The organism is Saccharothrix sp. CCNWYY140 (genome assembly GCF_037401995.1).
Classification (GTDB): Bacteria; Actinomycetota; Actinomycetes; order Mycobacteriales; family Pseudonocardiaceae; genus Actinosynnema.
In genome coordinates this window covers 19,271-31,860 of sequence record NZ_JBBEGC010000031.1, presented here as the reverse complement: position 1 = coordinate 31,860, position 12,590 = coordinate 19,271, and the positions used below count along the sequence as shown (strand labels likewise).

At 73.4% G+C, this 12,590-nt stretch carries 13 protein-coding genes; 6 read left to right on the top strand and 7 right to left on the bottom strand.

The annotated features are described in order from the left end of the window. Positions 1 to 65: 65 nt before the first annotated feature. Positions 66 to 800 (top strand): hypothetical protein, encoded by a 735-nt coding sequence (locus tag WBN91_RS16735; protein ID WP_337723646.1) that lies wholly within the window; start codon positions 66 to 68, stop codon positions 798 to 800. 25 nt (positions 801 to 825) lie between these two features. Here WBN91_RS16735 and WBN91_RS16730 read toward each other — a convergent pair whose 3' ends face one another. Next, positions 826 to 1,110 (bottom strand): hypothetical protein, encoded by a 285-nt coding sequence (locus WBN91_RS16730; protein WP_337723645.1) that lies wholly within the window; start codon positions 1,108 to 1,110, stop codon positions 826 to 828. Between the two features lie 94 nt (positions 1,111 to 1,204). On the opposite strand from WBN91_RS16730, the gene WBN91_RS16725 reads away from it, so the two are divergent. Further along, a complete protein-coding gene (locus tag WBN91_RS16725) occupies positions 1,205 to 1,795 on the top strand; it encodes a YkgJ family cysteine cluster protein (protein WP_337723644.1) in 591 nt (196 codons plus the stop codon). A gap of 3 nt (positions 1,796 to 1,798) precedes the next feature. Here WBN91_RS16725 and WBN91_RS16720 read toward each other — a convergent pair whose 3' ends face one another. The 3 genes from WBN91_RS16720 to WBN91_RS16710 all read right to left on the bottom strand — a co-directional run bounded on the left by WBN91_RS16720 (position 1,799) and on the right by WBN91_RS16710 (position 3,795). Next, entirely contained in the window at positions 1,799 to 2,308 is a 510-nt protein-coding gene (locus tag WBN91_RS16720) for a hypothetical protein (RefSeq protein WP_337723643.1), read from the bottom strand. 120 nt (positions 2,309 to 2,428) lie between these two features. After that, complete coding sequence (locus WBN91_RS16715) at positions 2,429 to 2,761, bottom strand: hypothetical protein (protein WP_337723642.1); 333 nt, start codon at positions 2,759 to 2,761, stop codon at positions 2,429 to 2,431. Between the two features lie 47 nt (positions 2,762 to 2,808). Beyond that, entirely contained in the window at positions 2,809 to 3,795 is a 987-nt protein-coding gene (locus WBN91_RS16710) for an Acg family FMN-binding oxidoreductase (protein ID WP_337723641.1), read from the bottom strand. Between the two features lie 189 nt (positions 3,796 to 3,984). Between WBN91_RS16710 and WBN91_RS16705 the strand changes: the two genes are divergently transcribed. The 4 genes from WBN91_RS16705 to WBN91_RS16690 are packed head-to-tail and all read left to right on the top strand — an operon-like array spanning position 3,985 to position 9,966. After that, on the top strand, positions 3,985 to 4,854 hold the full coding sequence (locus WBN91_RS16705) for a universal stress protein (protein ID WP_337723640.1): 870 nt from the start codon (positions 3,985 to 3,987) through the stop codon (positions 4,852 to 4,854). 1 nt (position 4,855) lies between these two features. Continuing rightward, positions 4,856 to 7,186: a phosphoketolase family protein gene (locus tag WBN91_RS16700; RefSeq protein WP_337723639.1), complete on the top strand. Its 2,331-nt coding sequence runs from the start codon at positions 4,856 to 4,858 to the stop codon at positions 7,184 to 7,186. Next, complete coding sequence (locus WBN91_RS16695) at positions 7,186 to 8,241, top strand: acetate/propionate family kinase (protein WP_337723638.1); 1,056 nt, start codon at positions 7,186 to 7,188, stop codon at positions 8,239 to 8,241. Before WBN91_RS16700 ends, WBN91_RS16695 begins: the two co-directional genes overlap by 1 nt. 51 nt (positions 8,242 to 8,292) lie before the next feature. Next, complete coding sequence (locus WBN91_RS16690) at positions 8,293 to 9,966, top strand: sensor histidine kinase (protein ID WP_337723637.1); 1,674 nt, start codon at positions 8,293 to 8,295, stop codon at positions 9,964 to 9,966. A 40-nt stretch (positions 9,967 to 10,006) separates the two neighbouring features. On the opposite strand, the gene WBN91_RS16685 is transcribed toward WBN91_RS16690, so the two are convergent. From WBN91_RS16685 to WBN91_RS16675, 3 genes are read right to left on the bottom strand one after another with little or no spacing between them, the layout of a single operon-like run. Next, the gene (locus tag WBN91_RS16685) at positions 10,007 to 10,891 is read right to left on the bottom strand and encodes an aminotransferase class IV (protein ID WP_337723636.1); all 885 of its coding nucleotides are present in this window, start codon (positions 10,889 to 10,891) and stop codon (positions 10,007 to 10,009) included. A gap of 10 nt (positions 10,892 to 10,901) precedes the next feature. Further along, positions 10,902 to 11,594 (bottom strand): DnaJ domain-containing protein, encoded by a 693-nt coding sequence (locus WBN91_RS16680; RefSeq protein ID WP_337723635.1) that lies wholly within the window; start codon positions 11,592 to 11,594, stop codon positions 10,902 to 10,904. Then, complete coding sequence (locus WBN91_RS16675) at positions 11,591 to 12,337, bottom strand: hypothetical protein (protein ID WP_337723634.1); 747 nt, start codon at positions 12,335 to 12,337, stop codon at positions 11,591 to 11,593. Before WBN91_RS16675 ends, WBN91_RS16680 begins: the two co-directional genes overlap by 4 nt. Positions 12,338 to 12,590: the final 253 nt, after the last annotated feature.

Genomic DNA, 12,590 nt, shown 5'->3' with positions numbered 1-12,590 from the left:
ACGACCCGGTGGGTGGCATTTCCTGCCCGTTCGGGCAGTCCGGATTCCCGTAACCTGAAGGACTGATGTGGTCACACGACAGCGGTTTCGAGGTGTTCGACGCACGGGTCGACGCGGCGGACGAGAGCGGCGCACGGGGTGCCGCGCTGCTGGACCGCGGCCTGGTCCGCTTCGCCGCCGGCCTGCTGGAGGACGCGCAGTCCGACCTGGACGACGCCGGGGACGTGCTCATGGAGGCGGGCAACCGGGCGGCAGCCGCAGTGGCGGCGAGCATCGCCTCGCTGACCGCCCGCTGCCGGGGTGACCGGGAGGGCGCGGTCGCGCGGGCCATGTTCGCGCGGGGGTGGGCGCCGCCGGAGACGGTGGCGGCCGTCGCGGGTCACATCGCCGTCGCCGAGGCCGCCCTGGACGCGCACGACCCCGGACCCGGCCTGTGGGCGTACATGGAGACCACGAACGTCTTCGGCGACAACGGTCTCGGTGACGACACCCGCGAGGCGCTGGCCGCCTACGCGGACTGGCTCAACGAGGGCGACTACGCCGAGCGCCGCCCGACGACCCCCGACCTGACCGGCCACCGCGCCGACCCGCGCGTGCTCGACGCGGTGGGCCGCGCACTCCTCGGCGAGATCCCGGTGGACGGGCTCACCGCCGCGCAGACGGCCACCACCGACACCCTGGCCCACGTGGCCGCCGGTGCGGCCCTCGGCGTGCTCCACTTCCGGCGGGGCGATGGCGAGGAGGCGTCGGAGACGATCGTGGACGCCCACCTGTTCGGCGCGACGATCCCGCCCGACTGACCGACTACCCCGGTCACGAGCAGAACTACCCGGTCACCAGCAGGACGACCCCGCCGCCGATCAGCACCAGCCCGGCGACGGCGCAGAGCACCCACCCGCCGGCCACGTGGTCACCCGGCCGCCGCCGGACGAGCGGCGCAGCGATCCCGGTCGCACCCACGGCGAGCACGACCACCCCGGCGACCAGCAGCGCGGCGGCGGGCAGGCTGTCGCGCAGGAACCACACACCCCACGCCAGCACCGCCACCCAGCCGAGGCGGAAGAACCACACGGCCGTGCTCGCACGACGGTTGCCGGTCGGTTCGGACACACCCCCATCCTGCCCCCGAGGGCAAGCGGGACTGCCTCTCACGGCGTCTGGCAGCCCCTTCCGCAAGGCCCGGCCACCCGCCCACGCTCGAACCATGCCGATGATGGAGCCGGAACTCGAACCCGCCGCCGTGCTGTCAGGCTTCCACGAGACCTTCCGCCGCCTGGGGCTCAACACCGAGCTGACGGTCCAACTCGCGGCGCAGGTGTTCGCGCTGGCCGAGGTGCTGATCGCGCGGGGCGTGGTGGGGCTGGACGAGGTGAACCGGCGCCAGCGGGCCCTGGAGGGGCGGTTGCGAGCCGACAGCGACGCGGACAACGCCGTCCAGCTGTCCGAGGAGGCCGACAAGTACGCCCTGGAGACCGAGCGGGTGGAGATCGACTGCGCGAGCAGGCTGCCGCTGTGCCGGGCGGCGTGCTGCCGGCTGCGCTTCGCCCTGAGCCGCCAGGACGTCGAGGAGGGCGCGGTGCAGTGGGAGATCGCCCGCCCCTACCTCAACCGGCAGCGCGCCGACGGCTACTGCGTCCACACCGACGAGCGCACCCTGGGCTGCCAGGTCTACGACCGCCGCCCCGGCGTGTGCCGCCGCTACGACTGCCGCCGCGACACGCGCATCTGGGTCGACTTCGACTCCCGCATCCCCAACCCCGAGCTGGCCGCACTCGCGCCCGCCTCAGCCGTCTGACACCTAGTCGACCACCTTGTAGTAGCGCAAGGGCGTGTAGCCGGCGGCGGTGCCGGACGTCCACTTGCGTTCCACGGGCGGCTGGCCATCGGGGCCGGTTTGCTCGCGGACCACGGGTTCCGTCCTGGCCTCATCGGCCCACCCCACGAACAGCGCCGCGTGGTTGGCGTTGGCCAGGGCGTCGCCGGGGAGCAGGTCGGCGCGCGGGATCTCGGTGGCGACCTCGCGCAGCGTGGTGGTGGTGCGGGAGTGGGTCAGGCCCCACGCCATCGAGACGTAGCCGGAGCAGTCGGTGCGGTAGTCGCCGAAAGCGTTGCGGTGGCAGGCGTTCTGGTTGTACGGCACGCGTTCGTCCAACCAGGACTGCGATCTGGACTGGGTCTCGGCGCGCGAGGTGACGCGGTCCTCCGGCGTGGTGCCGCAGGCGATGGCCCCTTCCGGATCGGCGTGCGCCGCCGGTGCGTGGAGCGCCGCGGCGCAGACGAGCACGGCGACGAGTGTTCGCGTGGTCATGCGGGGTGGGTGCCCGGCCCCGGTCGGGGTGGTACCTAAACCACTCGACCGGGCGGCGCTGCCAGACGGTCGATGCCCGTCGAGGATGAGGTCCAGTCCCAGCGCGAAGCCCGGAAGGTGTCACGGACGGCCGCGGGACGGGGTTTGGTTCGAGACGCCGTGGCGCAGGGGAGTGCCCGGGTCAGGGGAGTGGGCCGGGGAGACGTCCGGGGCGCGGCGGGTGGTGCCGGTGGACGGGGCGTTGCGTTGGTCGCCGTGGGCGGGTTCCGCGCCGTGCTCCACCTCGGACAACCGGGTGGTCAGCAGTTGCAGGACGGGTGTCCTGTGGGCGTGGGCGCGTTCGTGGTCCAGTACGCGGCGCAGGTCCTCCGCCGACAGCGACCGCACCCGGTGGCGCAGGTCGCCGGCGGTGAGGTGGTCGTAGTCGTGGATGGGGAAGGCGGTGTCGTCCATGTCGGACGGCTACCCGCGCACCCCGCGCGGAAACGGCCGGTAGAGCCTCACGCGGTCACGGGCTGCTCCGCCGGCAGGAGCTGGTCCACCGCCCGCCGGGGCGTGGGGGCCACGGGCGTGCCGAAGCCGATGCGCAGGACGGCCTGCGGGACGACCCCGCCCAGCGACCGGCGCAGTTCGTCGCGGACCGCCCGCACCTCGATGGCCTGCGACAGGAAGGACGCCGACAGGCCCAGGGTGGTGGCGGTGAGCAGCACGCGTTGCAGCGCCTGACCGGTCTGCACCTCGGCCAGCGGACCGTCGTAGTAGGAGCACAGCACCACGATCAGGGGATCGGACTCGTAGTCCTTGCCGGGTGCGCGGTCGGCCGCCTGGAAGTCGCGCAGCGCCCACTCGTCCTGGGGCGCGGGCCGCACGCCGGCCGACGCGGGCGGGACGCCGTCATCCGTGCGGGCACCGGTGAAGGCGGCGAGTTCGGCGCGCACCCCCTCGTCGGCGGCCTGCGCCCGGTGCGCGCGGGCCACCAGGGCCTGGAGCCGCGCGCGTTCCGCGCGGTCGTCGACGACGTGCAGCCACGACCGCTCGCGCTCGGCGGCGCGCACCAGCGCCTGCCGGTGCGCGACGGGCACGGGCACGTCCCGGAACGGCTTGCGGTTGGACCGGCGGGCCGGGACTGCGGCGACCAGCCGCCGGGTGTCCTCGTCCAGGGGCAGCGCGCCGCCGCGCCGCACGGTCGCCAGCGCGCCGGGCGCGTCGTGGCCGGGCAGCAGGGTCACCAGCGGCCGGATGCCCCGCGCCCGCAGCCCGAGCCGCAGGTTGAACAGGGCGGCCCCGCAGGCCAGGCGCAGCTCGCGGTCGTCGGGGTCGGTGGCGGGCAGCCGCCGGTCCAGGTCGGGGTGCAGCTCGATGCGGTCGCCGGCCAGCCGGAACCGCCACGGTTGCGTGTTGTGCACCGACGGGGCGAGCGAAGCAGTGTGCAGCAGTTCCCGCACGTCCTCACGCGCCAAGCCCAGCGCCTCGGTCACCTCTGCCATCGCACTCACCTCGCGAACACTCCTTCATCCGGTCACCTCCCACTGTCGGTGCGCGCCGGGGGCTCTCACACGGTCGAAGGTCCCGACCCGACCGGGACCACCGCACCGCCGGGCCGCGGCCTTCCGACCGCTGTCCGGGGCCGGCCGCGTGCCTAGCGTCGGAGTCCGGACGTCTTGAGGAGGACCGTGATGACCACTCCGGTGGTGGTGGGTGTGGACGGGTCGGCGTCGGCGCTGTCGGCGGTGGCGTGGGCGGCCCGGGAGGCGCGGCGGCACCGGGTGCCGGTGAAGTTGGTGCACGCGTACCTGGTGCCCACGCGGGGTTACCCGGAGATCGTGCTGACCGGGCACGAGGTGCGGCGGGCGCTGGAGGAGCAGGGCAAGCGGTGGCTGGCCGAGGCCGAGGCCGCCGCCCGCGCGGCGGACGACGTCGAGGTGGAGGTGGCGCTGGAGCACTCCGGCGCGGCCGGGGCGATGGTGTGGGAGTCGGAGCGGGCGCGGCTGGTCGTGCTCGGCTCGCGCGGACTGGGTGGGTTCACCGGGCTGGTCGTGGGCTCGGTGGCGGTGGCGGTGGCCGCGCACGGCAAGTGCCCGGTGGTCGTCGTGCGCGGCGAGGACCACGCCGACGGTCCCGTGGTGGTCGGCGTGGACGGGTCGCCGGCCAGTGAGGAGGCCGTGGACTTCGCGTTCGAGGCGGCCTCGGCGCGGGGCGTGCCGCTCAAGGCGGTGCACGCGTGGACCGACTTCCTGGTGGACGGCGCGTACGGCAGCCGGTTGGCGGTGGACTGGGCGCAGGTCGAGGCGGCCGAGGAACGGGTGTTGGCGGAGCGGCTCGCGGGCCGGTCGGAGAAGTACCCGGACGTGGTGGTCCAGCGGCTCGTGGTGCGGGACCGCCCGGTGCGTGCTTTGCTGGCCGAGGCGGAGGGTGCGGGACTGCTCGTGGTGGGCAGCCGCGGGCACGGCGGTTTCACCGGGATGCTGCTCGGCTCGACCAGCCAGGCGCTGGTGCACCACGCGACCTGCCCGCTGGCCGTCGTCCGGCCGATCGACGGGGAGTGAGATGTCGGCGAGCAACCGCTTCGACCTGGTGGACGCCTACTGGCGGGCGGCGAACTACCTGGCCGCCGGGCAGATCTACCTGCTGGACAACCCGCTGCTGCGCGAGCCCCTGACGCCCGCGCACATCAAGCCCAGGCTGCTCGGGCACTGGGGCACGACCCCGGGCCTGAACTTCCTCTACGCCCACCTCAACCGGGTGATCCGGGAGCGGGACCTGGACGTGCTGTTCGTGACCGGCCCCGGCCACGGCGGTCCGGCGCTGCTGGCCAACACGTGGCTGGAGGGCTCGTACGGGGACAACTACCCGGAGGTGCCGCGCGACGAGCACGGGATGCGCACCCTGTTCCGGCAGTTCTCCTTCCCCGGCGGGGTGCCCAGCCACGTCGCCCCGGACGTGCCCGGCTCCATCCACGAGGGCGGTGAGCTGGGGTACTCGCTGGCGCACGCGTTCGGCGCGGCGTTCGACAACCCGGACCTGCTGGTGGCGTGCGTGGTCGGCGACGGCGAGGCCGAGACCGGGCCGCTGGCGGCCAGTTGGCACGGCGCGAAGTTCCTGGACCCGGTGCGCGACGGCGCGGTGCTGCCGATCCTGCACCTCAACGGGTACAAGATCGCCAACCCGACCCTGCTGGCCCGCATCCCGCACGACGAGCTGGACGCCCTGCTGCGCGGGTACGGCTACGCGCCGTCCTACGTGGAGGGTGACGACCCGGCGGAGATGCACGCCCGCATGGCCGAGGTGCTCGACGGCGTGCTGGACGACCTGCACCACATCAAGACCTCCCGCGAACGCCCGAAGTGGCCGATGATCGTGTTGCGCAGCCCCAAGGGCTGGACTGGTCCGTCCGAAGTGGACGGTGTGCCGGTGGAGGGCACCTGGCGGTCGCACCAGGTGCCGCTGGCCGGCGTCCGCGACAACCCCGAGCACCTGCGGCTGCTGGAGGAGTGGCTGCGCTCCTACCGGCCGGAAGAGCTGTTCGACGACCACGGCCGCCCCCGGCCCGAGCTGCTCGAACTCGCCCCGCGCGGCGACAAGCGGATGGGCGCGACCCCGCACGCCAACGGCGGCCTGCTGCTGCGCGAACTGCGGCTGCCGGGCGTGGGGGCCTACAGCGTCGAGGTGGCCAAGCACGGCACCACCTCCTCCGAACCGACCCGCGCGCTGGGTCGGATGCTGCGGGACGTGTTCACGCTCAACGCCGAGCAGCGCAACTTCCGCCTGTTCGGCCCGGACGAGACCGCGTCCAACCGGCTCGACGCGGTGTTCGAGGCGACCGGGAAGCAGTGGCAGATCGGGACCGAACCCACCGACCAGAACCTGGCCGCCGACGGCCGCGTGGTGGAGGTGCTGTCCGAGCACCTGTGCCAGGGCCTGCTGGAGGGCTACCTGCTGACCGGGCGGCACGGCCTGTTCAACTGCTACGAGGCGTTCACCCACATCGTGGACTCGATGTTCAACCAGCACGCCAAGTGGCTGGGCACGCACCGCAAGCTGCCGTGGCGGCGGCCGGTGGCGTCGCTGAACTACCTGCTGTCCTCGCACGTGTGGCGGCAGGACCACAACGGCTTCTCCCACCAGGACCCCGGGTTCATCGACCACGTGATGAACAAGAAGGCCGAGGTCGTGCGGGTCTACCTGCCGCCGGACACCAACACCCTGCTGTCGGTCGCCGACCACTGCCTGCGCAGCCGCGACCACGTCAACGTCGTGGTGTCGGGCAAGAACCTGACCCCCGACTGGCTGGGCCCGGAGGAAGCGGCGCTGCACTGCGCGCGCGGCGCGGGCATCTGGGAGTGGGCGGGCACCGAGGACGGCGACCCGGACGTGGTGCTGGCGTGCGCGGGCGACGCGCCCACGATGGAGGTCATGGCGGCCACCGCGCTGCTCCGCGAGCACGTGCCCGACCTGCGGGTCCGCGTGGTGAACGTGGTGGACCTGATGCGCCTGCAACCGGAGACCGAGCACCCGCACGGCATGCCGGACCGCGAGTTCGACGCGCTGTTCACCCCCGACAAGCCGGTGATCTTCGCCTACCACGGCTACCCGTGGCTGATCCACCGCCTGACCTACCGGCGCACCAACCACGACAACATCCACGTGCGGGGCTACAAGGAGGTCGGCACCACCACGACCCCGTTCGACATGCTCGTGCTCAACGACATGGACCGGTACCGGCTGGTCATCGACGTGGTGGACCGGGTCCCGGGCCTGGGTCCGCGCGCGGCGCTGCTGCGCCGGCACATGCAGGACCAGCGCACCCGCCACCACGCCCACATCCGCGAGCACGGCGAGGACCTGCCCGAGATCCGCGACTGGACGTGGCCCTGCTGATGAACACCCTGGTGGTCAACGCGGGCTCGTCGAGCCTGAAGCTGAGCGTGCTGGGCGAGCACGACGAACTGCTCGGCCGGCACCACGTCGAGCGGTGGGACGGCCGCGCTGTCCACCTGCCCGAGGACTTCCCGGAGGTCCACGCCGTCGGCCACCGCGTGGTGCACGGCGGCGCGGACCTCACCTCCCCGGTCGTGCTGGACGACAAGGCCCGCGCCGAGATCGAACGACTGACCGACCTCGCGCCGCTGCACCAGCCCCGCGCGCTGGCCGGGATCGACGCGGTGACCGCCCTGCTGCCGGACGTGCCGAGGGTGGCGTGCTTCGACACGGCCTTCCACGCCACCCTGCCGCCGGTCGCGGCCACCTACCCGCTGCCCGCGCGGTGGCGGGAGCGGTTCGGCCTGCGGCGCTACGGCTTCCACGGCCTGTCCCACTCCTACGCCGCGCGCCGGGCTGTGGAGCTGGCCGGCGGCGGTACCCGGGTGGTGACCTGCCACCTGGGCGCGGGCTGCTCGCTGGCGGCGGTGCGCGACGGCCGTTCGGTGGACACCACGATGGGGTTCACCCCGTTGGGCGGCTTGGCGATGGCCACCCGCAGCGGCGACCTCGACCCGGGCCTGCTGGTGTGGCTGCTGGACGGGCGGCTGGGCCTGGACGAGGTCAACGACGGCCTGGAGCACGGGTCGGGCCTGCTCGGCGTGGGCGGCCACGCGGACCTGCGCGACCTGCGCGCCGCCGACGACGAGAACGCCCGCCTGGCCGTCGACCTGTTCGTCCACCGCCTGCGCCAGTCCGTGGCGGCGATGGCGGCGTCGCTGGGCGGCCTGGACCTGCTGGTGTTCACCGGGGGCATCGGCGAGCACGACGCGGAGGTGCGCGCGGACACTGTCACCGGCTTGGCGTTCCTGGGCGTGGAGCTGGACCCGGAGCGCAACGCCGAGCGGGAGGGTGACGAGCGGATCAGCACGGGACGCTCCGACGCGGACGTCTGGGTCGTGGAGGCGCGGGAGGACGTCGAGATCGCGCACGGCGTGCGCCAGGCGCTCGGGTGAGGCGCCACGCGGTGCTTTGCCGTCGGGTTGGCCGCGTGACAGGCTTTCGCCATGACCGGATCCGAGGAGTCGCGTGACCTGCTGGGCGGGTTGCGGCTCGACGAGCTCCTCGACGGCGTGCGGGAACGGTTGACCGAGATCGCCTCCACGCGGGACAAGATGCAGCGCCTCCTGGACGCCGTCCTCGCGGTCGGCTCCGGTCTGGAGCTGGACTCGACGTTGCAGCGCATCGTGCAGGCGGCGACCGAGCTGGTCGGCGCCCGGTACGGCGCGTTGGGCGTGCTCGGGCCGCGCGAAGGCCTGTCGGAGTTCGTCTACGTGGGCATCGACCCGCAGACCCGGTCCCGGATGGGGCACCTGCCGCAGGGCAAGGGCCTGCTCGGCCTGCTGATCAAGGACCCGCGTGCGATCCGGCTGCACGACCTGTCCCAGCACGCCGCGTCGGTGGGCTTCCCGGCCAACCACCCGCCGATGCACAGCTTCCTGGGCGTGCCGGTGCGGGTCCGGGACGAGGTGTTCGGCAACCTCTACATGACCGAGAAGATCGACGGTTCGGACTTCACCGCCGACGACGAGGTCGTGCTCTCGGCGCTGGCCGCGGCGGCGGGCGTGGCGGTCGAGAACGCCCGCCTGTTCGAGCGGTCCCGGATGCGGGAGCGGTGGCTGGAGGCGACGGCCGAGGTCAACGGCGAGCTGCTGGGCGGCGCGTCGGCGGAGGCGGCGCTGTCGCTGATCACCCAGCGGACGCGGGAGCTGTCGGCGGCGGCGCTGGCGGTGGTGCTGCTGGCGGAGGACGGCCGGCTGCGCATCGCCGCCGGCGCGGGGACCGGCGTGGAGGACCTGGTCGGCGGCGAGCTGCCGGTGGAGGGCTCGTTCGCCGGGGACGTGCTGTCCTCGGCGGCCCCGCTGCTGGTCGAGGACCTGGAGGGACAGCTGTGGGGCCGGGCCGTGGACGTCGGCCCGGGTGTCGCGGTGCCGCTGCGGACGGGGTCGTCGGTGACCGGCGTGCTGCTGGTGGCGCGGGAGAAGGGCGGGTCGCCGTTCGGGCCGGACCAGGTGCCGCTGCTGGCGTCGTTCGCCGACCAGGCGGCGGTGGCGTTGGAGTTCGCGGAGAACCAGCGGGCGCGGCGGCTGGTGGACGTGCTGGAAGACCGCGACCGGATCGCCCGCGACCTGCACGACCACGTGATCCAGCGGCTGTTCGCGACCGGGATGAGCCTCCAGGGCGCGGTGGCGTCGATCCGGGAGCCGAGGATCCGCGAACGGGTGGAGAAGGCGGTCAGGCAGCTCGACGAGACCGTGCTGGAGATCCGCACGTCGATCTTCGACCTCCAGACCTCCGACGACGCCCCGGGCCTGCGCCGCCGCCTGCTCGACCTGGTCTCCGAACTGACCGACGACGCCCCGCTCACCTCGACCGTCCGGATGACCGGCACCGTGGACAACTCCGTGCCCGACGAGCTGGCCGAGGACATCGAGGCGGTCGTGCGGGAAGCGGTCAGCAACGCCGTCCGACACGCCCGCGCGGCCACCCTCACCCTCACCGTCGAGGCCGCGGGCCAGCTGACTATCACCGTCCTGGACGACGGCGTCGGCATCCCCGACCGCATCGCCCGCAGCGGCCTGCGCAACCTGGAACACCGCGCCACCCGCCGCGGCGGCACGTCCTCGGCGGTCGCGGTCCCCGGCGGCGGCACCCGCGTGACCTGGCAAGTCCCGCTCTGACCCAGGCATTGAACCCCAGCTTCGGCACACCCCAGGGCGCTCAGCGGTAGCGGACCGGGGTCGTCCACCTCTCGTCCGCGTGCCCCGCCCAGTAGCGCTCCCTCAGCCGCCGGGTGCGCGGACCCGGGCTCCCGGCACCCACCGCCCGACCGTTCACCTCGGTCACCGGCATGACACCCCCGGCGGTCGAGGTCACCAGCACCTCCGAGGCGCGCAGCAAGTCCTCCTCGGACAGCCGCCCCTCCTCCACCCGCTCCTCGGCGAGCAGATCGAGGACCGTCTGCCGCGTGATCCCCCGCAACACCCCACTCCCGGGCGTGATCCACCGATCGTCCACGAACGCGAAGACGTTGTACCCCGCGCCCTCGGTGATCCCACCGGACACGTCCCGCAGCACCACCAGCTCGGCCCCGTGGTCGTAGGCCTCGAACTGCGCCATCTGGATGTCGAGCCAGTGGTAGTTCTTCACCGCCGGGTCGACGCTCTCCGGGGCGATCCTCGGCCGCGAGCTGATCCACAGCGACGCGCCCCGCTCCTGCCGCTCCGGGCTGGTGATCCACACGAACGGGACGGCGTAGGCGTAGAAGGTGCTGCGCGTCGTGCGGAGGTCGCGGCTGCCCGGGACCGTCTGGCGGCCCCGCGTGCAGGTCATGGACACGTAGGCGTCCCGCAGCCCCGCACGGCTCACGCACTCGTGCAGCACGTCCTCGATCCGCCGCCGGTCCAGCCCCGGGTCCAGCCGCAGCGCCTTCATGCTCGCCTCGAACCGGTCGAGGTGGTCGTCGAGCCGGAAGAACCCGCCCTGCCACACGTGCACCACGTCGTAGGTGCTGTCGCCCTTGGTCACGCCCAGGTCGAGCACGGGGATGCGGGCCTCGTCGACCGGGCAGAACCGCCCGTCGACGAACGCGACACCCGACGTCATGGACTCCCCTTCACCTCGACACGAGCACCCAGAGCAGCAACAGCGACGACAACGACCCGATCACCACGGCGGCCAGGGCGATGGCCCGGTCGTTGGGGCGCTTCGGGTTCCTCAACGCCGTCACCGCGAGCGCCAAGCCCAGCGGCGCGCACCAGCACAGCGTGGAGAGGACCAGGGCCACGATCGGCAGCGCGGACACCGACGCGGTCCGCGCCGGCGGCTGCCACGGCGGCGGTTCCCAATGCGGCGGCTGCCACTGCGGTGACGGCTGGTCCCAGTGGGGCGGGGTGGGCCGCTGGTCCCAGTGGGACGGCGGCGGGTCCCAGTGCGGCCGGGCGGGAGGCGGCTCGTCCCACGCGGGCGGACCGGCCCCCGTGACGACCTCCTCGCTGTCCCAGAGGGTGCGCGGCGGCTCCGGCGGGTCGTCGAACGGCGCCTCCTCGTCCCACGCGCTGCGCGGCGCGTCGGCCGGCTTCGCGCGGGACGCGTCGAACTCCGCCCGGCACCGGGGGTCCAGCAGCACGTCCTTGGCGACGTGCAGCAGCTTGGTCTCGTACTCGCTGCCGCCGGGGCGGTCGGGGTGCACGAGCTGCACCTGCTTGCGGTGCGCGGCGACGATCTCGGCCCGCGTGGCCGTCGGCGGCACACCGAGCAGCGCGTACGGGTCGTGCCCGTCGAGGTCGCGCAGGGACGGGCCGGTCATCGCGGGTTCCCCGTCACCTCGGCTCGCCAGCAGGTCAGCTCCCACGAGCGGGGGCCGGTCTCCTCCCGGTAGCCGTGCCCGGTGCCGGCGGCGAAGGTCACGTACCGGCGGTTGGCCAGGTAGCACCAGATCCGCAGCGTGCCGCCGCCCAACCCGTGACCGGAACCGGGCTGGAAGAAGTAGTAGTCGTGCCACAGGTCGGCGTGGTCGTCCACGAACGGTTCCTGGAGCAGTTGCTGCGCGCGGACGGGCAGGTGGCCCAGGAAGCCGGTCATGCCCGAGCCCAGCTGCCGCGACAGCGCGGACGTCGGCGCGCTGGGCGGGCTGCCCGGTCCGACCGTGCGCGCGGCGGGCGCGGCGGCGCGGGGCGGAGGCGCCCCGGTGACCGTCGCGCGGCGGAAGGTGGCGCCGTCCAGCCGCAGCGCCCGGATCTCGTGCGCGGGCTTGCCGGCCGCGTTGATCGTCGGCTCCACGGTCACGAACGCCTCCGTGCCCAGGACGACGGCCGCGTTGCGCCCGCTGTGGTTGGTGGCCCACCACTCCACGACCTGGCCGATCTTGGCGTTGACCCGCTCCTGGATCTTGGGCCCGAGCTGCTCCCAGACCTCTTCGCGCGTGCCGACGGAGTCGGTGAAGCTCAGGTGGCCCGCCGAGTGCACCTCGCCGGAGCCCGACGCGCCGCCGTGCCGGGCGGGCAACCGCTGACCGGGCCGGGCCGGCACAGCGGAGCGATCGGATCGCATGGGTAAGCGGTCGTCCACCACCGTGTCCCTCCAACGGTCTGCCATGATCGGCGGCCAATCGTAGTTGGACGCGTCACCACCATCCCTGACGGACCACCGGGACCGGGAACCGACTATACGAATGTGTTGGACGTTCGCGAAGTTTTCCGCCGTCGAACTACGCGAGCGTCCAACAAATTCAGGTAGCACTCCAGCACACCCCACCGTCCGGGCGACCAGTCCACTCACCGGAGTCACCTCCGGCCACGTTGGT